General features: G+C 43.8%; 23 protein-coding genes and 9 tRNA genes. 25 read left to right on the plus strand and 7 right to left on the minus strand.

What is annotated here, in order from left to right:
* Positions 1-80 precede the first annotated feature (80 nt).
* The 11 genes from CF394_RS00895 to proS all read left to right on the plus strand — a co-directional run bounded on the left by CF394_RS00895 (position 81) and on the right by proS (position 3,889).
* A tRNA-Thr gene (locus CF394_RS00895) sits at positions 81-156 on the plus strand.
* Positions 157-165: 9 nt separating this feature from the next.
* Positions 166-249, plus strand: a tRNA-Tyr gene (locus CF394_RS00900).
* A gap of 10 nt (positions 250-259) precedes the next feature.
* Positions 260-333 (plus strand) — tRNA-Trp (locus CF394_RS00905).
* 22 nt (positions 334-355) lie between these two features.
* Positions 356-431: transfer RNA gene (locus CF394_RS00910), tRNA-His, on the plus strand.
* Positions 432-475: 44 nt separating this feature from the next.
* A tRNA-His gene (locus CF394_RS00915) sits at positions 476-548 on the plus strand.
* 6 nt (positions 549-554) lie between these two features.
* Positions 555-629, plus strand: a tRNA-Gln gene (locus CF394_RS00920).
* 4 nt (positions 630-633) lie between these two features.
* Positions 634-708, plus strand: a tRNA-Gly gene (locus tag CF394_RS00925).
* Between the two features lie 7 nt (positions 709-715).
* Positions 716-789 (plus strand) — tRNA-Cys (locus tag CF394_RS00930).
* Between the two features lie 13 nt (positions 790-802).
* Positions 803-886: transfer RNA gene (locus tag CF394_RS00935), tRNA-Leu, on the plus strand.
* A gap of 77 nt (positions 887-963) precedes the next feature.
* Positions 964-2,151 (plus strand): MFS transporter, encoded by a 1,188-nt coding sequence (locus CF394_RS00940; protein ID WP_094941392.1) that lies wholly within the window; start codon positions 964-966, stop codon positions 2,149-2,151.
* A 301-nt stretch (positions 2,152-2,452) separates the two neighbouring features.
* On the plus strand, positions 2,453-3,889 hold the full coding sequence (gene proS, locus CF394_RS00945) for a proline--tRNA ligase (RefSeq protein ID WP_094941393.1): 1,437 nt from the start codon (positions 2,453-2,455) through the stop codon (positions 3,887-3,889).
* Between the two features lie 188 nt (positions 3,890-4,077).
* Here the strand turns inward: proS and CF394_RS00950 are convergent, their stop codons facing one another.
* Both CF394_RS00950 and CF394_RS00955 read right to left on the minus strand, forming a co-directional pair.
* Positions 4,078-4,593, minus strand: coding sequence for a hypothetical protein (locus CF394_RS00950; protein ID WP_094941394.1), 516 nt, complete (start codon positions 4,591-4,593; stop codon positions 4,078-4,080).
* A complete protein-coding gene (locus tag CF394_RS00955) occupies positions 4,594-5,283 on the minus strand; it encodes a B3/B4 domain-containing protein (protein WP_094941395.1) in 690 nt (229 codons plus the stop codon).
* Between the two features lie 49 nt (positions 5,284-5,332).
* Here CF394_RS00955 and queG point away from each other — a divergent pair, with 49 nt between their 5' ends.
* The 4 genes from queG to CF394_RS00975 all read left to right on the plus strand — a co-directional run bounded on the left by queG (position 5,333) and on the right by CF394_RS00975 (position 8,235).
* Entirely contained in the window at positions 5,333-6,466 is a 1,134-nt protein-coding gene (queG, locus tag CF394_RS00960) for a tRNA epoxyqueuosine(34) reductase QueG (protein ID WP_094941396.1), read from the plus strand.
* On the plus strand, positions 6,466-6,939 hold the full coding sequence (gene trmL / locus CF394_RS00965) for a tRNA (uridine(34)/cytosine(34)/5-carboxymethylaminomethyluridine(34)-2'-O)-methyltransferase TrmL (protein ID WP_094941397.1): 474 nt from the start codon (positions 6,466-6,468) through the stop codon (positions 6,937-6,939). Before queG ends, trmL begins: the two co-directional genes overlap by 1 nt.
* Before the next feature lie 274 nt (positions 6,940-7,213).
* Positions 7,214-7,393: a hypothetical protein gene (locus tag CF394_RS00970; protein WP_094941398.1), complete on the plus strand. Its 180-nt coding sequence runs from the start codon at positions 7,214-7,216 to the stop codon at positions 7,391-7,393.
* An 11-nt stretch (positions 7,394-7,404) separates the two neighbouring features.
* Positions 7,405-8,235, plus strand: coding sequence for an aldo/keto reductase (locus CF394_RS00975; protein ID WP_279327634.1), 831 nt, complete (start codon positions 7,405-7,407; stop codon positions 8,233-8,235).
* 40 nt (positions 8,236-8,275) lie between these two features.
* On the opposite strand, the gene CF394_RS00980 is transcribed toward CF394_RS00975, so the two are convergent.
* The 3 genes from CF394_RS00980 to CF394_RS00990 are packed head-to-tail and all read right to left on the minus strand — an operon-like array spanning position 8,276 to position 10,042.
* Positions 8,276-9,124, minus strand: coding sequence for an RluA family pseudouridine synthase (locus CF394_RS00980; RefSeq protein ID WP_094941400.1), 849 nt, complete (start codon positions 9,122-9,124; stop codon positions 8,276-8,278).
* 19 nt (positions 9,125-9,143) lie between these two features.
* The gene (locus tag CF394_RS00985) at positions 9,144-9,614 is read right to left on the minus strand and encodes a thioredoxin family protein (RefSeq protein WP_094941401.1); all 471 of its coding nucleotides are present in this window, start codon (positions 9,612-9,614) and stop codon (positions 9,144-9,146) included.
* Positions 9,611-10,042, minus strand: coding sequence for a disulfide oxidoreductase (locus tag CF394_RS00990; protein WP_094941402.1), 432 nt, complete (start codon positions 10,040-10,042; stop codon positions 9,611-9,613). Before CF394_RS00990 ends, CF394_RS00985 begins: the two co-directional genes overlap by 4 nt.
* A 127-nt stretch (positions 10,043-10,169) precedes the next feature.
* Between CF394_RS00990 and CF394_RS00995 the strand changes: the two genes are divergently transcribed.
* The 3 genes from CF394_RS00995 to CF394_RS01005 are packed head-to-tail and all read left to right on the plus strand — an operon-like array spanning position 10,170 to position 13,536.
* Complete coding sequence (locus CF394_RS00995) at positions 10,170-11,714, plus strand: carbon-nitrogen hydrolase family protein (RefSeq protein ID WP_094941403.1); 1,545 nt, start codon at positions 10,170-10,172, stop codon at positions 11,712-11,714.
* A gap of 47 nt (positions 11,715-11,761) precedes the next feature.
* Positions 11,762-12,880 (plus strand): GAF domain-containing sensor histidine kinase, encoded by a 1,119-nt coding sequence (locus CF394_RS01000; RefSeq protein WP_094941404.1) that lies wholly within the window; start codon positions 11,762-11,764, stop codon positions 12,878-12,880.
* A gap of 11 nt (positions 12,881-12,891) precedes the next feature.
* The gene (locus CF394_RS01005) at positions 12,892-13,536 is read left to right on the plus strand and encodes a response regulator (protein WP_094941405.1); all 645 of its coding nucleotides are present in this window, start codon (positions 12,892-12,894) and stop codon (positions 13,534-13,536) included.
* A gap of 323 nt (positions 13,537-13,859) precedes the next feature.
* Here the strand turns inward: CF394_RS01005 and CF394_RS01010 are convergent, their stop codons facing one another.
* On the minus strand, positions 13,860-14,747 hold the full coding sequence (locus CF394_RS01010) for a cation diffusion facilitator family transporter (protein ID WP_094941406.1): 888 nt from the start codon (positions 14,745-14,747) through the stop codon (positions 13,860-13,862).
* Positions 14,748-14,986: 239 nt separating this feature from the next.
* Between CF394_RS01010 and chrA the strand changes: the two genes are divergently transcribed.
* The 4 genes from chrA to CF394_RS01030 all read left to right on the plus strand — a co-directional run bounded on the left by chrA (position 14,987) and on the right by CF394_RS01030 (position 20,787).
* The gene (chrA, locus tag CF394_RS01015; RefSeq protein ID WP_094941407.1) at positions 14,987-16,141 is read left to right on the plus strand and encodes a chromate efflux transporter; all 1,155 of its coding nucleotides are present in this window, start codon (positions 14,987-14,989) and stop codon (positions 16,139-16,141) included.
* Positions 16,142-16,480: 339 nt separating this feature from the next.
* Positions 16,481-18,217 carry an ABC transporter ATP-binding protein gene (locus CF394_RS01020; RefSeq protein ID WP_094941408.1) on the plus strand — a complete coding sequence of 579 codons (1,737 nt, stop codon included), beginning with the start codon at positions 16,481-16,483 and terminating at the stop codon, positions 18,215-18,217.
* Positions 18,218-18,219: 2 nt separating this feature from the next.
* Positions 18,220-19,959 carry an ABC transporter ATP-binding protein gene (locus CF394_RS01025; protein WP_094941409.1) on the plus strand — a complete coding sequence of 580 codons (1,740 nt, stop codon included), beginning with the start codon at positions 18,220-18,222 and terminating at the stop codon, positions 19,957-19,959.
* 57 nt (positions 19,960-20,016) lie between these two features.
* A complete protein-coding gene (locus CF394_RS01030; protein ID WP_094941410.1) occupies positions 20,017-20,787 on the plus strand; it encodes a sporulation protein in 771 nt (256 codons plus the stop codon).
* Between the two features lie 31 nt (positions 20,788-20,818).
* Here CF394_RS01030 and CF394_RS01035 read toward each other — a convergent pair whose 3' ends face one another.
* Positions 20,819-21,022: a DUF5342 family protein gene (locus CF394_RS01035; protein WP_094941411.1), complete on the minus strand. Its 204-nt coding sequence runs from the start codon at positions 21,020-21,022 to the stop codon at positions 20,819-20,821.
* Between the two features lie 63 nt (positions 21,023-21,085).
* Here CF394_RS01035 and CF394_RS01040 point away from each other — a divergent pair, with 63 nt between their 5' ends.
* From CF394_RS01040 to CF394_RS01050, 3 genes are all read left to right on the plus strand, one after another.
* Positions 21,086-21,268, plus strand: a complete 183-nt coding sequence (locus CF394_RS01040) for a hypothetical protein (protein WP_094941412.1) — start codon at positions 21,086-21,088, stop codon at positions 21,266-21,268.
* A 96-nt stretch (positions 21,269-21,364) separates the two neighbouring features.
* Positions 21,365-22,510: a DUF445 domain-containing protein gene (locus tag CF394_RS01045; RefSeq protein ID WP_094941413.1), complete on the plus strand. Its 1,146-nt coding sequence runs from the start codon at positions 21,365-21,367 to the stop codon at positions 22,508-22,510.
* A 10-nt stretch (positions 22,511-22,520) separates the two neighbouring features.
* The gene (locus tag CF394_RS01050; RefSeq protein WP_094941414.1) at positions 22,521-22,862 is read left to right on the plus strand and encodes a YlbF family regulator; all 342 of its coding nucleotides are present in this window, start codon (positions 22,521-22,523) and stop codon (positions 22,860-22,862) included.
* Positions 22,863-22,945 lie beyond the last annotated feature (83 nt).

Genomic DNA, 22,945 nt, shown 5'->3' on the forward strand with positions numbered 1-22,945 from the left:
CTCAGTAGCTCAGTTGGTAGAGCAAAGGACTGAAAATCCTTGTGTCGGCGGTTCGATTCCGTCCTGAGCCACCATTTTAGGCCGGTGTAGCTCAACTGGTAGAGCAACTGACTTGTAATCAGTAGGTTGAGGGTTCAAGTCCTTTCGCCGGCACCATAGTTTTGTGGAGGGGTAGCGAAGTGGCTAAACGCGGCGGACTGTAAATCCGCTCCTTAGGGTTCGGCGGTTCGAATCCGTCCCCCTCCACCATTTTTTATTTAGGGGCATAGTTTAAAGGTAGAACTACGGTCTCCAAAACCGTCAGTGTGGGTTCGATTCCTACTGCCCCTGCCAATTCAATCATTTGTAGATCGTGGCGGTCGTGGCGAAGTGGTTAACGCACCGGATTGTGATTCCGGCATTCGTGGGTTCAATTCCCATCGGTCGCCCCATTTCTAGATGATTTTTTTGTTTTGTAGAATATAATACTACCATGGCGATCGTGGCGAAGTGGTTAACGCACCGGATTGTGATTCCGGCATTCGTGGGTTCAATTCCCATCGGTCGCCCTCTTTTGGGGTATAGCCAAGCGGTAAGGCAACGGATTTTGATTCCGTCATGCCTAGGTTCGAATCCTAGTACCCCAGCCATTTTGCGGAAGTAGTTCAGTGGTAGAACACCACCTTGCCAAGGTGGGGGTCGCGAGTTCGAACCTCGTCTTCCGCTCCAAAAAATTGGCGGCATAGCCAAGTGGTAAGGCACAGGTCTGCAACACCTTTATCACCGGTTCAAATCCGGTTGCCGCCTCCATAAATACTACTTTGCCGGTGTGGCGGAATTGGCAGACGCGCTGGACTCAAAATCCAGTTCCTTCACGGGAGTGTCGGTTCGACCCCGACCGCCGGTATCAGCTTTACAAGTAGTTCGTGACTCTACCTCTGCCAGGTAGAGTTTTTTTCTTTTGTTTAGGAAGGAGATGTAGAAATGAAACAAGAACGATTATGGACAAAGAACTTTATCATGATCTCGAGTGTCAATTTTCTACTGACACTCGTTTTTTTCTTATTAGTAGTCATTATTGGACTCTACGCTGTTGATGAGTTTAATGCTACTACCAGTCAAGCTGGACTCGTTACTGGAATTTTTATAGTGGGTACTTTAATTGGAAGACTATTTATTGGAGCTCGTATTGAGCGAATAGGTCGAAAGAAAACATTAATTATAGGATTTATCTTCTTTAATACAGTGACCTTATTCTATTTTTTCTCTTCATCCATTCCAGTATTACTGATCACTCGTCTGCTTCATGGAATCTCTTTAGGTATTGCTAGCACGGCCGCAGCCACTATCGTAGCATTCATAATCCCGATGGCTAGAAGAGGGGAAGGAATTGGATACTTCAGCATGAGTTCCACACTGGCGACAGCCATCGGTCCTTTTGTCGGTTTGTTACTTACTCAAGTTACTACATTCCAAACCATTTTCGCTATCTGTTTTGGTGTAGGTATAGTTGGATTACTAGCTGGCTTGGTAGTTCAAGTTCCAAATCTGAAACTTGATGTAGCTAAAGAGCCTGGTGTTAAGCAGAAATTTTCAGTTCGACGTTATTTAGAACCATCCGCGATCCCAATAGCTTTCGTCACTCTTGCTGTTGCCTTTTGTTTCTCTAGTGTTCTATCCTTTATGAACTTCTATGCTATTGAACAAGATTTGATTAAAGCAGCGAGTGTGTTCTTCTTAGTCTATGCCATTTCAGTACTAGTCTCTCGTCCCTTCACTGGACGACTAATGGACTTGAAAGGTGCCAACTATGTGATGTATCCTGCATTAGTATTGCTTGCGGCAGGACTTGTAGTGCTGGGTTCGGCAACTAGCTCTTTAAGCTTTTTGATCGCAGCGTCCCTGATTGGCTTTGGTTTTGGGAATATTCAATCGTGCACACAAGCGATAGCGGTAAAAATTACACCAAGAGAACGTATGGGTATGGCGACTTCTACATTCTTTATCTTTTTAGATGCTGGTTTAGGCTTCGGCCCGTATATTTTAGGTTTTGTTTTAGGTATAGTGAGTTTTTCACAAATGTATCTGAGTCTTGGTTTTGTGGCATTCGTAACCATAGGTCTTTATTATGCTGTCTATGGTAGAAGTGAGAAGGACCGGCTTTCCATCTAATCATATTGCGCAACTACAGATTTTTTGTTATAGTGAATTTCATATAGAAGAGTCTTTGAAGTGGTCAAGTAAGTGACATACACGTTCAGAAAGTGCAGTGAGTGATGAGAGCTGCGCCGTCCCTATGTGCTGAAACCTCCCACGGAGATGCTGTGCAAACACAGCCGGCCCGCTACCGATACAAAGCGCTTGAGATCGTCCTCGTGACGAATGAAGGTGGTACCGTGTCTATCCAGCAGGAAGACGCCCTTTGGGGTGTTTTTCTGCTTTTTATTTTGTCAAAATCAAAGGAGGCAATACTATGTCAGTGCAACAAAACGATTTTTCTAAGTGGTATATTGATACAATTCAAAAAGCAGATTTGATGGATTACACACCAGTTCGTGGGTGTATTGCATTCAAACCAGACGGTTATGAACTGTGGGAGCGAATTCAAGCAGAGATGGATCGTCGCTTTAAAGAGACGGGTCACCGCAATGCGTACTTTCCAATGTTAATTCCGGAGTCGTTCTTCCAAAAAGAGAAGGATCATATCGAAGGATTCTCACCAGAACTTCCTTGGGTGACTGAAGCTGCAGGAGAACAGTTAGAAGAGCGTCTTGCACTTCGTCCTACATCGGAGACGATGATTGGGCATCTGTACTCTGATTGGATCAAGAGCTACCGTGACCTGCCTGTTCTTATCAACCAGTGGGCAAACGTATTCCGTTGGGAGAAAAAGACTCTGCCATTCATTCGGACTTCTGAGTTTTTATGGCAAGAAGGACACACAGCACATGTAGACGAAGAAGATGCCCGTAAAGAAACGATGCAGATGCTTCAAGTCTATAAGGAAGTTGTGGAAGACTTACTTGCGATTCCAGTTTACGATGGCCAAAAGACACCTTCAGAGCGTTTTGCTGGAGCGGTAGATACGTATTCTATCGAGGCAATGATGAAGGACGGGAAGGCTGTTCAGGCTGGAACATCTCACTACTTAGGTACAAAATTTGCAGAAGCCTTTGATATTAAGTACTTGAATAAAGAAAACAAGCACGTTCACGTGCATACGACATCTTGGGGAACGTCTACTCGTTTGATCGGTGCTATGATTATGGTTCACGGAGACGAGCAAGGTCTTGTATTGCCACCAAAAATGGCGCCGACACAAGTTGTTTTGATTCCAGTAGGGCCTTGGAAGAAGAAGCCTGAAATCGTTGAGAACTTGGATAAAGTCTTCGCTGAATTAAAAGCAAAAGGGATCCGTGTGAAACTTGATGATTCGGATCAATCTCCTGGTTACAAGTTCAACGAGTGGGAATTGAAAGGTGTTCCTGTACGCGTAGAATTAGGTCCTCGTGATTTAGAGAATGGCCAAGCGCTTATGAAAGCACGTGATGCAGAAGAGAAGACAGCAGTCGCTCTTGACGACCTAGTCGCATCGATTGAAAATGAGTTAACAGTGATGCAGACTCGACTTTATGACAAAGCGGTAGCTTTCCGTGAAGAGAACAGTCATACGCATGTGGATACATTAGATGAGTTAAAAGCACATATCGAATCTTCACAAACAGAAGGAAAGATTCCTGGATGGATTCTTGGCGGCTGGTGTGGAGAAGACGCTTGTGAAGAGAACGTCAAAGAAGAGACGAAATTCACGACGCGAAACATTCCTTTCAATCCACCGACTGAGAAGAAAACATGTGTCAACTGTGGAAAAGAAGCAAAACACAGCGTGTGGTTCGGCCGCGCGTATTAATACAAAACGCCTGGATGTCCGAGGACATCCAGGCGTTTTCTGATCCGGTTGAATTTGCATAAGCATCTAGTAGTTGGTTGGTCACTAGAGAAGGGTAACTGTGTAAAGAGTGAAGGGTCATGGGTTGGCTTCACTATAAAGTAGTTGAGACCGGACCAGCCTCTGTCAGGACTCTCACCTGACAGAGGTTATTCGTAACGGGAAGCGTCGAATGGAAGCTCCACTTGATAGTTCTGCGCATTAACAAGTCCTGATACTTTATTGGCGTTACGTTCGTACTGAAGGGCTTTTTCCCGGTACTCATCTGGTTCAAAGCGAGCATAGCGCATGTAAGCGACTGTGTCTCCGTATCCAAACTCCGGTTGTTCTTTTGAAGATGCTCCGAGTTGTTTGTATATTTTGGCTTGTGCACGAAGCTGCATCGCATACTCGATTGCTTCAACTAGTGGAATGGCTTCGCCTTGATAGTCGATTGCATTCGCTATATTGGCTTCATAAATCAAACGGTCGAGAAGCATGATATCTTGGCGGACCTGCTTGATTTCAAAATCCACATCTTCCACACCGCGTTTTTGTTCCTGTAAAGGCTGTCCTTTTTCTGCTACAGTAAACGCGACGCGAAGCATCTCTTGTTCGAGCTCTTGTACTTGCTTAGTCAATAAACTGCGCAGACGAATTCCATCTGCTAGTGTAAATCTTGCCATCTAAATCATTCCTTCTGGTTTTGTCTTGGTTAGTACGACTGAAGATGAATCTCCTCCGTGGACTTGAATAAACATCGACGACACGGCTTGTAGTAGCTTGTCTGCTTGTTCTTCGTCCATATCTGGTGTGAAGTAAACGACATGGAGTGCCTCAGTCGTACTCGTCGTCACAGCTGAACGCTTCGAATCCACATATGGGCTTCCAAATGCCCCTTCGTCATCAGAAGAGTGCACAATTCCAGTGAGGGAAGTAGTGCGTCCGTTCAATGCATCGTAGTTCGTATCATTTGTACCAATAGAGAACGTAACGTCTCCTGAGAGGGTGCTTGTATCATACAGCCCAAACGGAATGCCGTAATAAAGAGAAAAGAATGTATTGCTGTCGACTCCGGAGTGGACTGGTGTGAAATAGTTTTGTTTGGCTACTCTTCGGTAGAGAGCTTCTGCCGATGGACGGTACCGTGACGGATTCGATCCAGTCAGTTTAAACAGAGAGCGCCATGAATTGAGACGGTCAAAATGGGAGAGACCTTTCTCTTCGATTTCAAAAAACAATTGTTCTTGGAACAGTTGCAGGCGCCCTTTAAGCATTTGGGGCGAGTCCCCTACAGAAATTTTGGTATAATGGATAAGGCCGATTTTTAGCTCAGGTACAAGTTCAACGAGCTGTGGCTCTAATGCAACACGCATACACACCCACCCTTTCTACATAGAAATCATACCATAGGAGGTGAGGCAGGTGAACGTACGCGACTTTCAACAACAACTCATTCACTATGCCCATTCCATTGGAATCGATAAAATAGGTTTTGCTTCTGCTGCACCGTTTCCTGACTTGAAGCAGCGTCTTCTTGTACAGCAACAACTTGGCTACGCATCTGGATTTGAAGAACCTGACATTACTAAGCGTACAGAGCCAGTACAATTATTAGATGGTGTGCAGACAATCATCTCGATTGCGCTTGCATACCCATCGAAAATGAAAGATGCACCACAAAGCAAACGTGGGGCAAGACGTGGTATTTTTGCAAGAGCTTCTTGGGGAATGGATTACCATACCGTACTACGAGAAAAACTGGCAAAGCTAGAGGCATTTATCTTAGTTCATGCCCCAGACGCCAAATTGAAGTCTATGGTTGATACGGGGGAACTGTCCGATCGTGCCGTGGCAGAGCGAGCCGGAATTGGCTGGAGTGCCAAGAACTGTTCTATCATCACACCTGAGTTTGGATCTTATGTCTATCTAGGGGAGATGCTAACGAATCTACCTTTTGAACCTTCTGTACCTATGGAAGACGAGTGTGGAGACTGTACATTGTGTCTAGATGTCTGTCCTACTGGAGCTTTGATTGAAGGGGGCCAACTGAACGCTAAGCGCTGTATCGCATTCCTCACTCAGACAAAGACGATGGTACCCAAAGAGTTCCGTGCGAAAATCGGAAACCGTCTTTATGGGTGTGATACCTGCCAGACGGTCTGTCCGAAAAATAAAGGCAAACATTCAGCACACCAACACGACTTTACACCGGATCCAGAGCTCGTAAAACCACTTTTAATGCCCCTGCTTGAACATACCAATCGTACATTCAAAGAAACGTATGGACACATGTCAGGAGCCTGGCGAGGAAAGAATCCCATTCAGCGAAACGCCATCATTGCACTTGTTCACTTCAAAGAGCGAGAGGCTATCTCAAAGCTGATGACTATTCTTTCAGAAGATCCACGCCCGGTTATGCGAGGGACGGCAGCATGGGCTTTAGGGGAACTTACTTCGACCGAGGGCATGGAAGCATTACGAAACCAACTTGATCAAGAAAAAGAAGGACTAGTAATCGAAGAAATACAAGAGGCTTTACTAAAAGGAGAACAATAATGGCCATCCATATCGTACTTTATCAACCACAGATTCCTGCAAATACAGGAAACATTGCGCGCACTTGCGCAGGAACAGGTGTCAAACTGCACTTGATCAAACCTCTCGGATTTTCAACAGACGACAAGATGTTGAAGCGAGCAGGACTTGATTATTGGGAGCATGTCGACATCACGTATCACGAGTCACTTGAAGAGTTTGTTGGCGCATATCCACAAGGAGAGTTCTTTTTACTAACGAAATTTGGTTCAAAACCTCATACAGACTTTGATTTTAGCGATTCAAATAAAGACTATTTCTTTATTTTTGGTCGTGAAACTACAGGTCTTCCAGTCGAATTTCGAGAAGCACACCCAGACCGAGCGCTTCGGATTCCGATGAACGACAATATTCGTTCTTTAAATCTGTCGAACACAGCGGCGATTCTAGCATATGAAGCATTGCGTCAGCAGAACTACCCAGGACTACATTAAAAAAGGACAGCCTCCCAAATAGGGGCTGTCCTTCTTTCACTTATTTTTGTGTTGTTGAACCTGGTTTATCATCATAGCCTGCAGTAAAGATTGCAGAAAGGAATGCTACACATACACCGAGGATTAAAAGTAATTTCATGGGTTGTGCCTCCTAGCTTAATAGTCTCCTTTCAGTATACAGGAATAAAAACAAAAAAGAAACGCCAGCGTTCGGCTATTTATGGCAAAATGACGTCAATTGGGCTAACATGATAGAAAAAGGAGGAGACGACACATGACGAAAGAAAACACATCTAAAGAAAACGGCTCTATGGCATCCAACATGGAAGAAGTAAAACAGCTCGGCAAGCAAATGGAAAAATTGCGCGATGAGCGAGAACTATCTCAAGATGAGCGTGTCGCAGATCCAAGCCAACACGATAAATCACCAGAGATTCAAAAACGCGAGGAGTGACATCAGTGGAACTGACATTGCAATCTACAAAGACGTTACAAAACGGTATAGAAATTCCACGCCTAGGTCTTGGCGTCTACAAAATGACAGACCGAGATGAAGCGCTACAAGCGATTTCACATGCACTAAAAAGCGGTTATCGCCACATCGATACAGCCTCTTTATATGACAACGAACAAGAGGTAGGAGAAGCGGTACGCCATTCGGGTATCGATCGCTCTGAAATCTTTGTTACAACGAAAGTTTGGAACTCAGATCAAGGATATGACCAGACATTGCGTGCCTTTGAGAAATCTTTGAAGTTATTGAACATGGACTATTTAGATCTTTATCTTACACATTGGCCGGTTGAAGAGACGTATGTAGATACTTACCGAGCAATTGAGCGCTTATACGACGAGAAGTTACTCCGTGCAACGGGTGTCTCCAATCACCATGCACACCACTTAGAGAAAATCATGGCAACCGCGAATGTGGCGCCTATGATGAATCAAGTAGAGTGTCACCCGCGCCTTGCTCAGTTTGAGCTGCGTGAGTTCTGTAAAGAGCACAACATTGCAGTGACGAGCTGGTCGCCTTTGTCACGTGGACACCTTTTAAAAGAACCAAGTCTCGTTCGTTTGGCCGAAAAACACGGAAAGTCGACGGCGCAGATCATCATTCGTTGGCACTTACAAGGAGATTTGGTTGTCATACCGAAATCCGTTAAGCCTCATCGTATCGAAGAAAATGCAGATGTTTATGATTTTGAGCTCTCTGCTGAAGACATGCGGATCATTGATGCATTGAACCGTAATGAACGGGTCGGCAAAGATCCCGACAACTTCCATTTTGATTTTTAATCTAAAGAAAACGCCGTTCCTCAAGGGAAACGGCGTTTTTTTAGGTTCTTGGGATTTCCACATTCACCAGTTCACCAGTCAGTGGATGGCGGAACTGGATACGGAAGGCTTGCAATGCGTAATGGGGAGCTTTGATTGCTTTAGCTCCGTATAACGTGTCTCCTACGATCGGATGGCCGATATGCGCCATATGGACACGGATCTGATGTGTGCGTCCTGTCTCAAGTAATACGTGAACTTTCGTAATCTGAGGGTTACGCCCGACTACTTGATAGTGGGTAATGGCAGTCTGGCCAGTCTGTGAGACGCGACGGCGAGTAGGATGGTGACGGTCAGAGGCGATGGCCGCTTTGATCGTACCATGATCATTCTTCACAGCGCCTTCTACAATAGCTTCATACGTCCGGACGATTTGCTTTTTCTCAAGCATTCTATCGAGTAAGTTTTTAGCTATCGGATGCTTCGCAATCAATACTAGCCCACTTGTTCCTTCATCTAGACGGTGAACATGTTCAGCGTACGAATTACCTTTAGCGTCTAGGTAGTGAAATACACCGTTCATTAGTGTCGCGGTTTCCGTCACGTCGTTCGGGTGTGTTTTCATACCAGCAGGTTTTCCAACGATAAGCAAGTGCTCATCTTCGTAAAACGGCTGGACAGGCACTTTGGGATTTGGGAAGTACTGAGACGCTTCGTCTTCAAAACGAATATGGAGCAGCTGTTCCGGCTGCAATGGCTGACTCCAATCGAGTGGAATACCTTCAGGTGTTTGGACTGCCTTTTGCATGCGCAAGTTATGGATGGTCTTCTTCCCAAGCTGCCAATTGTCCTTCAGCAACTCTTCAATGGTAAGTACACCTGGGCTTTTAATCTTTACAAGAAACTTCATAGAGAACTCCTTCGGGCACTTAGTTTTTTACAACTTCATCAAAGAAGCGCAAGATATCCGCTTCTGGGATCGCTCCAGTAGCGCGCATTTCTTCTTCACCTTCATTAAAGTGAATAAGGGTTGGAGTCGATTGGATATTAAAGTCCGCTCCACCTTGTGGATACTCGAGTAAGTTATACTGAACGATTTCCACATCTTCTTGATCCGCAAGAGGCATCAAGACTGGAGTCATTTCTTTACAGAAACTACATTCTGGGCTAAAGAAATAGACCGTCACAGATTCCTTGTTATCTAGTTTTTCTTGTAGTTCATCTGGCAAGATAATGTTTTGGTAGTTCTCATCATCAATCAAATCAATGGTAGATTGTGATAAGTCTTCCGTGTCGTACGGATTGTTTGCCAATTTTTCCTGATTGGAAAGATTCGTTAAGACGATGATTAGTACAAATGCAGCGACAATCACACCGCCGAAAATCAGTAGTTTTTTCATGCTGTTTTGTCCTCCTTGTTGTGTTTGACAAGAATCAAGCTGATGATAGCAATTCCGATGAATGCCACTAAGGCTAAAAATGGAATCGTGATAAATCCGAGATAATTGATGTATTCGCCTGTACAGGAGACAACGCCGCAAGCAGGAGCTCGTTCCCCAAAGAAATCAATTTTTTGAATGGCGTAGTGATAGCCGCTCGTCAACGCTCCAATAGAAGAGAAGACCAGTGTTGTCAAAGCGATTCTTGCATTCTTTTGGTAAATAGCAATACCTGAAATCAATACAATAGGATACATCAAAATGCGTTGATACCAACAAAGTTCGCATGGTTCATACCCACGAATCTCAGAAAAATAAAGAGAACCCAGAGTAGCAACTAGTGCGAGCCCGAAAATACCGAGTAACCCGTTTTCTGTCTTTTTAGTCATACATAGATTGTCCTTTCAGGAGCAGTTTCTCTTCAAGTATAGACAATAGACAGAATCAAGTAAATTATTTTCAACCTCTTCCACAACAAGGTATAATGAGGGATAACGTCCTGAAGGAGGGGTTTGTGTGAAAGAAGAATTCGATTCCACCCAATTTGAAAAGCATATGATCATCCGACCGATGACATTTGCTGATATAGATTCGATTTTAGAGATGCAGCGCTTGTCATTCCCAGGTATGGAGCCTTGGAAAGTGGAGCATTTACGAAGCCATTTGACGGTGTTCCCAGATGGGCAACTCGTGGCTGAACTCGATGGCAAAGTCATTGGGTCTTGTTCGAGTCTGATCATCAACTTTGATGAGTACGATGACCGCCATTCCTGGTCTGATGTCACAGATGGTGGCTACATCACGAATCACAATCCGGATGGCTATAATTTATACGGGATTGAAGTCATGGTGCACCCGGATTATCGCCGAATGAAAGTGGGCCAGCGACTGTATGAAGGAAGAAAAGATATTGCGAGACAATACAATCTGAAATCCATCATCATTGGTGGCCGAATTCCGAACTATCATAAATATTCGGATGAAATGTCTCCTCGTGAATATGTGACAGCTGTGTCACGTCATAAAATCTATGACCCGGTACTGACATTCCAGTTGATGAACGGCTTTACTTTAATGCGGATCAATCCAAACTATTTACCAGACGATAAAGCATCGGGTAAATTTGCAACGCTTATGGAATGGAACAACGTGGACTACATTCCACTTTCAAAACGCCACTTCCGAACAAGCTATCCTGTTCGGATCTGCGTAGTTCAGTACATGATGCGCAAAATCAACTCGTTTGAAGAATTTGCTAACCAAGTAGAATATTTTGTCGACGTGGCCTCAGACGCACAGTCTGATTTTGTTGTGTTCCCTGAGATTTTTACAACTCAGTTGATGTCTTTCTTAGAAGAGCCCTCACCGTCTCAGGCAGTTCGCAGACTAACAGAATACACACCGCAGTATATGGAGCTGTTCAGTGACTTATCAGTACGGTACAACATCAACATCATTGCCGGCTCGCACTTTGTGAAAGAAGAAAACGATGAGATTTACAACATTGCCTATTTGTTCCACCGAGACGGTTCCATCGATAAGCAGTACAAAATCCACATCACACCAAATGAACGCAAATGGTGGGGCATCAGCGCGGGGGATTCTGTCCGCGTATTTGATACGGATTGTGGGAAGATTGCCATCCAAATCTGTTACGATATCGAGTTCCCAGAACTTGCTCGAATTGCTACAGATATGGGAGCCAACATCATCTTTACCCCGTTCTGTACGGAAGATCGCCAAGGCTACTTGCGTGTGAAATATTGTGCGCAAGCGCGTGCTGTAGAAAACCAGATTTATACGGTCATTTCCGGAACTATCGGGAACTTACCTCAAACGGAAAATATGGATATACAGTATGCTCAGTCTGCTATCTATGCACCTTCTGACTTTGAGTTCGCACGCGATGGTATTGTCGGTGAGACAGAAGCCAACGTGGAAATGGTCTTAATTGGAGACGTGGATCTCGAAATCCTTCGTCGTCAGCGTCAAGATGGAACGGTTAAGCAATTGAAAGATCGTAGGCATGATGTCTATACAGTAGAATATAAAAAAGGCTAAGAGGCTGGTCATTGACCAGTCTTTTTTTAAAAGGACGGAGGAGACGTATGAGTCCAGCATTAGATGACCACATGACGTTACTAAAAGAAATTGCCGAATTCTTAAATGAAGAAACTGAGATGGAGACGATGCTACAAGGCGCACTCAAAAAACTACTCACACGTAGCATTTTTGCATCAGGTTGGATTTTCTTTATTGACGCAAAAGGCAAGCACCAACTCATTGCGGCAGAAAACCTGCCACCTGCCTTAATGGAGAATGAGTGCCGCTCGATGAAGCGGGGTGGCTGTTGGTGTGTCTCACGCTACAATAACGGGGAACTTCAAAAGGCATCGAACATCATCGAATGTCAGCGAATTGAACAAGCAGGGAAGCAGAGCACCTTGCCGTCTGCAGGAATCACCCACCATGCGACGGTCCCGTTGCAATCGGGAAAAGAAAAGTTCGGACTTTTGAATGTGGCGACACCGCACACAGTGGAATATGATCAGAGTGAACTGGCTTTACTTGAATCCATTGCCTTTCAAATAGGCTCTGCCATTAAACGCATCTACTTGACGAAACAAGAGCAAGAAATCGCACTTGTTCAAGAACGAAACCGATTGGCACGAGACCTCCATGATTCTGTGAACCAGTTGTTGTTTTCCGTAACATTAACGTCTCGAGGTGCGATGGAAATGACAGAAGACCATGATCTGAAACAAGCGTTTTCTGATATCCATCAACTCACTCAAGAAGCTTTAACTGAAATGAGAGCTCTTATTTGGCAGCTCCGACCAAAAGGTCTAGAAACAGGTCTACTTGAAGGTATTAAAGGATACGCAGAGATGCTCGGGATCTCGCTCAAGACACAGGTGAGTGGAGTCATCCAACTGCCGTCTCGCATTGAAGAGACCTTGTTTCGTATAGCTCAGGAAGGATTAAACAATATTCGCAAACATGCAGGGACACTCGATGCTGAGTTGTTTTTGACGATCACTTCTACGGATATTTTATTTATCTTAAAAGACACAGGCCGGGGGTTTGTAGCAGGGAAAATCCCTGAGAGCCTAGCATCTGTTGGGATGCAAAGTATGCAAGAACGAGTCAAAGCTGTCGAGGGAACGATTGAGTGGATCAGTTCTCCTGCAAAAGGGACAGAAGTCTTTGTCCGAATTCCATATTAAGGAGGGGTCCGATGATTCGCATCGTGATTGCGGACGATCATCACGTCGTTCGAAGGGGCTTATTATTTTTTCTGAAGACACAAAAAGATTTTGAAGTAGTGGGAGAAGCAAAAGACGGGGAAGAGGCAATTGCGATTGCAACTGCAGTCAAACCAGATGTCGTGTTAATGGATTTAGTCATGCCGACAAAAGATGGAATCCAGGCAACCCGAGAAATTAAGAAGGTACTTCCTCACACTCATATTTTAATGCTTACCAGTTTTTCGGATCGCGATCATGTAGTTCCAGCGATTGAAGCAGGTGCTAGTGGGTACCAATTAAAAGATATTGAACCGGATGAGCTGGCTAGTGTGATCCGGCAGTTGATGAAGGGGGAGAAGCCCCTGAGTCCTGTAGCTCAGACGGAACTAGATAAGGACAGTCTAGAAGAGAAACCGCATCTGACAAATCCATTAACGGCCCGTGAGCAGGATGTGTTGGCTGAGCTGACTAAAGGGAAGAGCAATAAAGATATTGCTTCTACTTTGTTTGTTACGGAGAAAACTGTGAAAACGCATATATCCAATATCTTTTCCAAGCTCGATGTGCAAGACCGGACGCAAGCGGCACTTTATGCAGTAAAACATGGTCTGACAGAGCCTAGTGGAAAAGGATAAAAGCGCCGTCCGAGGACAGCGCTTTTTCTTTAGTTTTCTTTGAAATTGTTTCTAGAGTGGCGTTCTTCACATCTAAGTGGAATCGAGTTGCGAACGCCAGAAATCCCCGCAAAAACCGGTCGCATCCATAGAGGCAAAGAGCGCCTCTACGGACACGCCCGGTTTTTACAAAATTTCTAGAGCGGCGTTCTTCACATCTAAAGAGTAATCGAGTTGCAGGCGTTAGAAATACACGTGAAAACCATTCACCCCAACCGAGGCAAAGAGCGCCTCAATTGGCGCGCCTGGTTTTCACGAGATTTCTGAGCGAACGCCTTCCACATCTAAATGTCATCCTCTACTAAATCATACTCCGGTTCGATATGGACCAAGACGATGGCATGGGGCTTTGCTTTTCGAACTTTTCGTTCAATCTCTTCTGTAATCCAGTGGCTCTCAATCACATTCAAATACGGATCCACCGTCACCGTGACATCAATCAAAGCTTGATTGCCGTGCATCCGTCCTTTTAAGTCAAGCACCTGAAATACTCCAGGCGTATGGGATACTAGGACGGAAAGTGCTTCTGAGTCATCGCTACTGAATCCATCAGACAAAGCAAAAGCTGCTTCATAGAAGATACTATAAGCCGTGTAGAGAATGATAACTCCCACAATAAATGCTGTGATCGTATCCAAGATAGGAAATCCTACGATGGCTCCGATAATACCAATAGAAGCTCCAAGTGACACGAGAGCATCCGAACGATTGTCCATAGCAGCAGCACGTAAGGCGGAAGAGTCAATCTTATTCGCAAGCTTAACATTATAACGGTACACTCCATACATCACGACCGCACTCCCAAGCCCTACCCACAATGTGAGAAGGGAAGGACTTTCATGAACTGGATTCGCAAATCCACGAAGCGACTGCAATACAACTTGTAACCCGATGAATGCCATAATAAATGCAGCGGTCAGAGAAGCGATTGTCTCCGCACGCATGTGTCCGTAAGCATGCTGATCGTCTGGTGGCTTCTGAGAGATCCGCAAGCCGATCAGCACAGCTACACTCGCTATAATATCTGTAAAGTTGTTTAGTCCATCCGCTCGTAGCGCTTCTGAGTCTCCAATCAAGCCTACACTGTACTTGACGGAACTTAGAAGGATATAGACACCTATACTGAGCCAAGCGCCTTTTTCCCCTTTGCGCAAATTTGTATACAGTTCCAAATTGTTTCCTCCTTGCAACTCCCTGTAAACGACAAAAACGACTTCCGAAGAAGTCGTTTTCGAGCACATGAATTGGTTAAGAATCTCGTCCTTAATTCTACAGACTCCAAGATTCAAAGTCAATAAATGGTCAAATCTGGTTTCGAAAGTTACAACTTTGTAAATTTAACTTAAATACTATCCATGCAAAAGTGTATTTTGTTACTATATAAGCAGAATCTTATTTTTCAGGAGGCGCTATGGGAAATTTACGTGAAATTGCAAAAGCATCTACGAAGCTGGGGCTTACTTCGTTTGGTGGTCCTACTGCTCACCTCGGTTACTTCCGAGATGAATATGTAGAAAAAAGAAAATGGTTAGATGATAAATTGTATGCCGACATCGTAGCATTATGTCAGTTCTTACCGGGTCCGGCATCTTCGCAAGTCGGAATTGCAATTGGGATGATCCGAGGTGGAATCCTTGGAGGTATCGTCTCATGGGCAGGATTTACATTGCCTTCTGTTCTATTTTTAATGTTGGCTGCGTATCTGGTAGTCGGATTCAATGTGACAGATAGTGGCATCATTCAAGGCCTAAAAATTGTAGCAGTCGCTATTGTGGCGCATGCACTTCTCGGTATGCAAAAAAACTTGGCACCAGATGCCATTCGAATTGGAATAGCCATTGCAGCTGCGATAGGCGTATTGCTGATTCCTACAGCATGGGGACAAATCGGCGTAATCATCGTAGCAGGAGTTGTCGGATACTTTTTATTCCGTAGAGAGAAGGCGCCGGATGCGGTGCAGTTATCTTTAAGTTTCGGTAAACGTGCGGGAATCGTAGCATGGGTCCTGTTTGCAGGACTTCTTGTGGCATTACCCTTCGTACGAACGTTAACTGAAAATGTGTATGTAGGCATTTTAGATACGTATTACCGAGTAGGCTCCATTGTATTTGGAGGTGGACACGTCGTACTTCCTATGCTTGAACGTGAAGTTGAGATGTCGAGTGACTTGTTCCTAGCAGGGTATGGACTAGCTCAAGCTGTGCCAGGTCCACTTTTCACGCTGTCAGCATTTTTAGGGCAAGTGACAGCTGGAGTTCCAGGAGCACTACTTGCTGTGTTTGCCATGTTTTTACCTTCTTTCTTATTAGTTATCGGGACGCTGCCATTTTGGTCATTTATCCGAACTAAGAAGGGAATTCAAGCAGCACTAAAAGGTGTGAATGCAGCTGTAGTTGGAATCTTACTCGCTGCTTTATATGATCCAGTATTCACGAGTGCCGTGAAGTCTTCATATGATTTTATTATCGTATTGATTACTTTCACACTGCTCACAGCATTCAAGTTTTCACCGCTGAAAGTAGTGGCAATCAGTGCATTACTTGGGTTACTAGTTTATGGTGTTTAATTAAATTAAAAATAGTATTGACAGTCTAAAATTGACTGTGCTAGTGTAAAGAGGTACTAAATAATCAGGAATGGAGGTAGGACTCATGAAAAACGTAGTTATTAAGAATCAACAATCATATATGAATGCCTACCTGCTAGATATGATACATGCCATATAACCACTATTAGTGGTTTCTATGCACATGTCCATTTCTATGGGCATGTGCTTTTTTGCGCTTATCAATTTCCATTATTTAGAAAAAACGAAGGAGTGGGATTGATGAAAGGATTGTTCAGAATTTCAAAAGTATCTAAACCGGAGTCTCTAGAGAGTGGCTAGTGAAAGGAATGAGGAAATATGTTTAGTGTGTTAGGTAAATTAAATTGGTTTTTTAAAGAACATTGGATTCGGTATACGGTGGCTATCACGTTACTGATTATTGGGAGTGTTATTGAAGTCATCCCACCTTGGATCATCGGAGAAGCGATTGATGCCATTACAGCGGGTACTCTGACGGAAGGTTCACTTCGGACGTATGTTGGTTTGTTCGCTGCCATTATTTTAGGTGGTTACGTCATCAACTTTATTTGGCAGTATCAGTTATTCGGAGGCTCTGTGAAGATTGAACGGATTTTGCGGACGCGACTCATGAATAAGTTTTTATCGATGACTCCTGGGTTTTATGAGAAAAATCGTACAGGAGATTTAATGGCACGTGCTACAAATGATTTAAATGCAGTTGCTACAACAGCCGGTTTTGGAATCATGACATTGATTGATTCGACTCTCTATATGGCAGCCATCATCTTAGCAATGGGATTCTTAATTTCTTGGAAACTGACTTTCTTCGCGTTACTACCAATCCCAATCCTAGCTTTGATTATGCAGTATTTAGGCAAAATCATTCATGAAAAATACATGGAAGCTCAAGATGCCTTTGGTGAGCTAAATGACCAAGTGCTAGAATCGATTGCGGGAGTGCGTGTAATTCGTGCTTATGTACAAGAGCGACAAGATGAGCAAAACTTTGCCAACATGAGTGAGATGGTTTATGAGAAAAACATGGTTGTTGAACGGATTGACGCTTTGTTCGGACCCATCACTAAAGTAGGAACAGGAATCAGTTACGTGGTCGCACTTGGCTACGGAGCGCACCTCGTCTCTACAGGTGAAATGACAGTTGGGAACTTAGTTACGTTTAATGTCTATTTAGGTCTCGCGATTTGGCCGATGTTCGCTATTGGAGAATTGATCAATGTCATGCAGCGCGGAAATGCATCGCTCGATCGTGTTCAGGAGACATTATCAACTCCGGAAGATGTAGTAGAACCGATGCGACCAGCAGCAGGACGTCCAGAGCCCACAGTTGGATTCAGAAATGTGGAATTCACGTATCCGACGTCTCAAGTCGTCAACTTAAAAGATGTTCAACTTCGCGTCGATGCTGGGGAAACACTTGGGATTGTTGGAAAGACAGGTGCAGGGAAGACTACTTTCGTGAAGCAGCTATTAAAAGAATACCCAATGGGTAAAGGTGCTGTTGAAATCGGAGGCGTCGCTATTGCTGACCAGTCACGAGACCATATTTTACAGAAGATAGGATACGTTCCTCAAGACCATGTCTTGTTCTCCCGGACAATTCGTGAAAACATCTTATTTGGTAAAGAAGATGCTACGGAACAAGAACTCCACGAAGCGATTCGCTTAGCGTATTTTGAGAAAGATCTAGGGAATCTCCCATTAGGTATTGAAACATTGGTCGGAGAGAAGGGTGTTTCCTTATCTGGTGGCCAGAAACAGCGTGTGTCGATTGCTCGAGCACTGATTAAAAACCCGGATATCTTAATCTTGGATGACTCATTGTCAGCAGTAGATGCCAAAACAGAATCAAAAATCATTGAAAATATTCAACAAAATCGAACGGGAAAAACTACAATAATCACAACGCACCGTCTATCAGCGATCCAACATGCGGACCAAATCATTGTTCTTGATGATGGTCATGTTGTGGAGCACGGGACACACCAAGAGCTTTTTGCTAAAGGTGGTTGGTACCGAGAACAGTTTGACCGTCAGCAGTTAGAGGAGGTGTAGAGATGACAACCTCAAAACGACTTTATCTCTATGCATTGAAATACAAAAAAACCATTTTGAGTGGACTCGGTCTGCTCACCATTGCGGTCATAGTGGACTTGATTGGTCCCTTTATCGCGAAATATATAATTGATACACAAATCACAGCAGAGCAGATTGACTTTGTCGTGATTGCCCAGCTACTAGCTGTTTTCTTTGGCTTGCAGATTGTAGCGGCGATTTTCCGATACTTCATGTATATCCAGTTGCAAATAGGTGCCAACCGCGTCGTTCAACATCTTAGAAATGACGTGTTCCAGCACATCCAACGAGTGCCAGTTCATTACTTTGACAATCTACCAGCAGGAAAGATCGTTGCCCGTGTCACCAATGACACAGAAGCGATTCGAAACCTGTACGTGCAAGTATTGTCTCAGTTCGCAACGAGCATCATTTCCATTACAGGTGTCTATATTGCCTTATTCATTCTCGATGTGCGCCTAGCAGCTATGGCTCTTATTATCATTCCAGTTGTTTATATTTGGATGATCAGCTACCGCAAGTATGCATCGAAATACAATCAAATTGTTCGGACAAAACTTGCTGATATGAATGCGATGATTAACGAATCGATTCAAGGGATGTCAATCATTCAAGCATTCCGAAGAGAAAAGCAAATGGCTCGGGAATTTGCGCAAATGAACGAAAGTCACTTTGACTATCAAAGTAAATTGTTGAAGCTGGATTCAGCTACGTCTTTCAACTTAGTATTTGTATTACGAAACATGATGTTTTTAGGATTTATTTTATACTTCGGTGCAGCGTCTGTAGACACCGAAGCAGCTGTGACAGCAGGTACACTCTATGCATTCGTAGACTACATCACGCGACTCTTCAATCCTCTTACGGGTATCGTTAATCAGTTCTCTCAACTCGAACGTTCATTAGTAGCGGGTTCTCGAGTCTTTGAATTGTTAGATGAAAAAGGAGAAATCGTTTCAGACGAACGAATTCCGCGTTATCAAGGGAACGTCACAGTCAAAGATGTGTGGTTTGCTTATAAAGAAGAGGAATACGTCTTAAAGAATTTAAATTTCTCTGCAAAGAAAGGGGAAACCGTAGCTCTTGTTGGGCATACCGGATCCGGTAAGAGTTCTATCATGAACCTACTTTTCCGCTTCTACGACCCGACTAAAGGGACGATTTCCATTGATGGCCAAGACATGACCACTTTATCGAGACAAGCGGTTCGCGAGCATATGGGTATCGTGCTACAAGATCCGTATTTATTCACAGGAACTATCGCAACGAACATCAGTTTGAACGATCCTCGTATCACTCGAGAACAAGTAGAAAAAGCCATTGAAGCTGTTGGCGGAGACCGCGTGCTCAAGAATCTTGAAAAAGGACTCGACACACCGGTGGTCGAAAAAGGAAGCACCCTTTCTTCAGGCCAGCGTCAGTTGATTTCGTTCGCACGTGCATTAGCATTCGATCCGGCAATCTTAATACTTGATGAAGCCACATCTAATATCGATACAGAGACGGAAGAATTGATCCAACACGCAATGGACGTTCTGAAAAAAGGACGCACCACGTTTATTATTGCTCACCGACTTTCTACTATTAAAAATGCGGATCGTATCCTCGTTTTGGATAAAGGTGAGATTGTTGAAAACGGAAACCACGACGAGTTGATTGCTCTTGGAGGGCAATATGAAAAAATGTATCGTCTTCAAGCAGGAACTGCTCAACTTGCGTGAAACTTTTTGAATCCTTGAGTCGTACTAGTAGTATCTAAACGAAAAGGAGAGTTTTCTATGTCATTCTTCAATAAAATGTTAGCAAGTATGGGTGTTGGATCGGCAAAAGTGGATACCGTGTTAACGAAAGCGGTCTACCGTGCAGGAGAGTTGATGGAAGGTGTCGTAAAAATCAGCGGAGGAAAGACAGACCAGCAGATTGACGCGATTTACCTTGCTGTTTACACGACGTATACTCGTGAAATGGATGACCGCAAGTATACGGACAAAGCGGTTGTTCAAAAACAAAAAGTGGTAGATAGCTTTACATTGGCAGCTAACGAAAACAAGGAAATCCCATTCTCGTTCACGCTTCCTTATGATACGCCAGTAACAAAAGGGGCAACACGTGTATGGATTCAAACAGTTCTTGATATCGCTTCTGCAGTAGACCCGACAGATAAAGATTTCATTCAAGTGGAGCCAACACCACTTGCAGCGTCTGTGTTGAAGGAAGTAGAAGCTCTTGGGTTCCGTTTACGTAAAGCGGAGTGTGAACAAGCTTCACGTAAGTTCCGCGGTATGTATCCGTTCATGCAAGAGTTTGAATACGTACCGATGACAGGAGAATTCTATGGCAAGCTGGATGAGCTGGAAGTGGTCTTCTTAAGTCAGACAGCGGATAGAGCAGAATTGTACTTGCAGATTGACCGCAAAGCTCGCGGCTTCGGTGGTTTCTTAGCAGAAGCATTGGATCAAGACGAGACATTTGTACCCGTCACCATCCATAAAAGCGATGAGCGTGACATCAAATCAAAACTTTACAACGTTTTACGTAAATACTCGTAACAAAAAACGCGTTCCCATTTCGGGGACGCGTTTAATCGTAGACATGAAAAACCATAAGTTCATGAATGAACGATTTGACTTGTTGTTCGTTCTCAGGTGTTCCATCTAACCATTGAATCGTTCCATCTTTTTCATAGACGGCTCGGTATTTTTCGTGTTTGTAATAAAAACTGACTTCCCATCCGGGTAAGGCTTTATTTTCATAAAGGGATTTGTAATTGAAATGTTGTAACATAATGGCGCTCCTTTCATAGTCTTTCTTAGTTTAGCATAGTCTGTGAAGAGGTGAATCTCAAGAGTGATCCATGAATTAGAACACGCTATTCGAGACAAATACCACGGGTACCATCTTTACAAACAGCTGGAACAACAAACAGATGACACGTACAAAACACTAGTCCTTCGTTACCGAACACCGCAACAAGCCACTCCGTTTTGGATTGCTATGCATGACGAGATGGAGCATGCCATTCGACTGTAAGGGTATTTGTACTGGTTTAATGAGAGGTCCTGATTCCTTCAGGGCCTCTCTTTTTGTTATACTAATGGCTACAGACTATAGAAACAAGGTGAAGACATGGAAATCGCAATTACAATTACAACAATGGCTATAATTGGTGCCATCATTGGAGCATTTACCAATCATATTGCTATTAAAATGTTATTTCGTCCATACGAAGCAAAGTATATTGGAAAGTGGCGAGTGCCCTTTACACCAGGATTGATACCAAAGCGTCGCGATGAACTTGCCTCGCAGCTTGGGAAGCTAGTGATTCATTATTTACTAACGCCTGAATTGATTGAAAAGCGGTACTTAAGCGAAGACGTGAAGAACAGAATTCATAAAACAGTTGAAAGACAAACCAATGACCATCTAGGCTTAGATCGAGTCTCGGTTCGAACGTGGTTAGAGCGAGCAGAATTCAAAGATGTAGAACAAAAAGTCACGCAGTTAATTGATAGCCAGATTGATCAGCAAGCCTTGAAAATGAAAGCAACACTTGAAACGGGAACTTTGGCAGAACTGATGCCAGAGGATTGGCGCATTAAAGTGGAAGCCAAGATTCCAGAACTCACAGATTTGATACTAAGTAGAGGAAAAGAGTTCGTTCAGTCAGATGATGGCAAACGCACTTTGAAACAATTAGTCGATGATTTCTTAGCATCGAAAGGAACGTTTGGAAACATGATTTTAATGATGGTGGGGGATTCCCATTCACTAGCGAATAAACTGCAGCCGGAAATCATGAAGTTCATGGATGCACCGGGTACCCACCAGCTTATTACGAATCTAATTCAAGGTGAGTGGAACAAAATTAAAGAACGTCCAGTAAATGATGTGCTAGAAGGATTTGACGTGGATCCTATCATCGCTCAAGTTAAATCCTATGTCCACGAGCAAGTGGCTATTGGGACTCACTTGGACGAACCGATCACTAAGCTGTTCCCAAGTGCTCCGGCAATCTTAACCGAGACTCTCGTTCCGAAGACTCTAGATTTCATCTTCAGTCGCATGCATTCGGAACTGCCGAAATTGTTTGATAAACTGAAGCTGGATCAAGTTGTCAAGGAACAGGTCAACACCTTCCCGGTTTCGCGATTAGAGGAACTTGTGTTAGGCTTATCTAGAAGAGAATTTAAAATGATCACGATTCTTGGTGGGGTTCTTGGCGGTCTGATTGGGATTGTTCAAGGGATCATCGCACTAATCGTAAACAGTTAGGAGACTTTAAATGAACATCTACGACGATATTAACAAATTAGAAACGACACTGCGCCAGACGGCAGAAATGCAAGGTGTGAAAGAAGCGATTCAAGCGGTAAAAGAAGATCAAGAAGCGAAGGATTTATTTGAATCATTCCGTAAAATTCAAATGACGCTTCAAGAAAAGCAAGTGAAAGGTGAAGAAATTGCGGGCGAAGAGTTAGAGTACGCTCAAAAGACGGCACAGCTTGCCCAATCTAATGAAAAAATTCTGGCTATGTTAGAAGCTGAAATGAAGCTGAGCCAGTTGATTGAAGAAATCAATCGCGTTTTACTAAAGCCAGTTCAAGAACTTTACGAACAGTTCTAACATCGAACTCCAACCGTCCAAAGGTTGGAGTTTTTTTGAAGGGAAAAATGGAATGGTGTCGAATAGATAGAGGAGGAGGGGAA

This window comes from Tetzosporium hominis (assembly GCF_002265435.1).
Taxonomy (GTDB): Bacteria; Bacillota; Bacilli; order Bacillales_A; family Planococcaceae; genus Chryseomicrobium; species Chryseomicrobium hominis.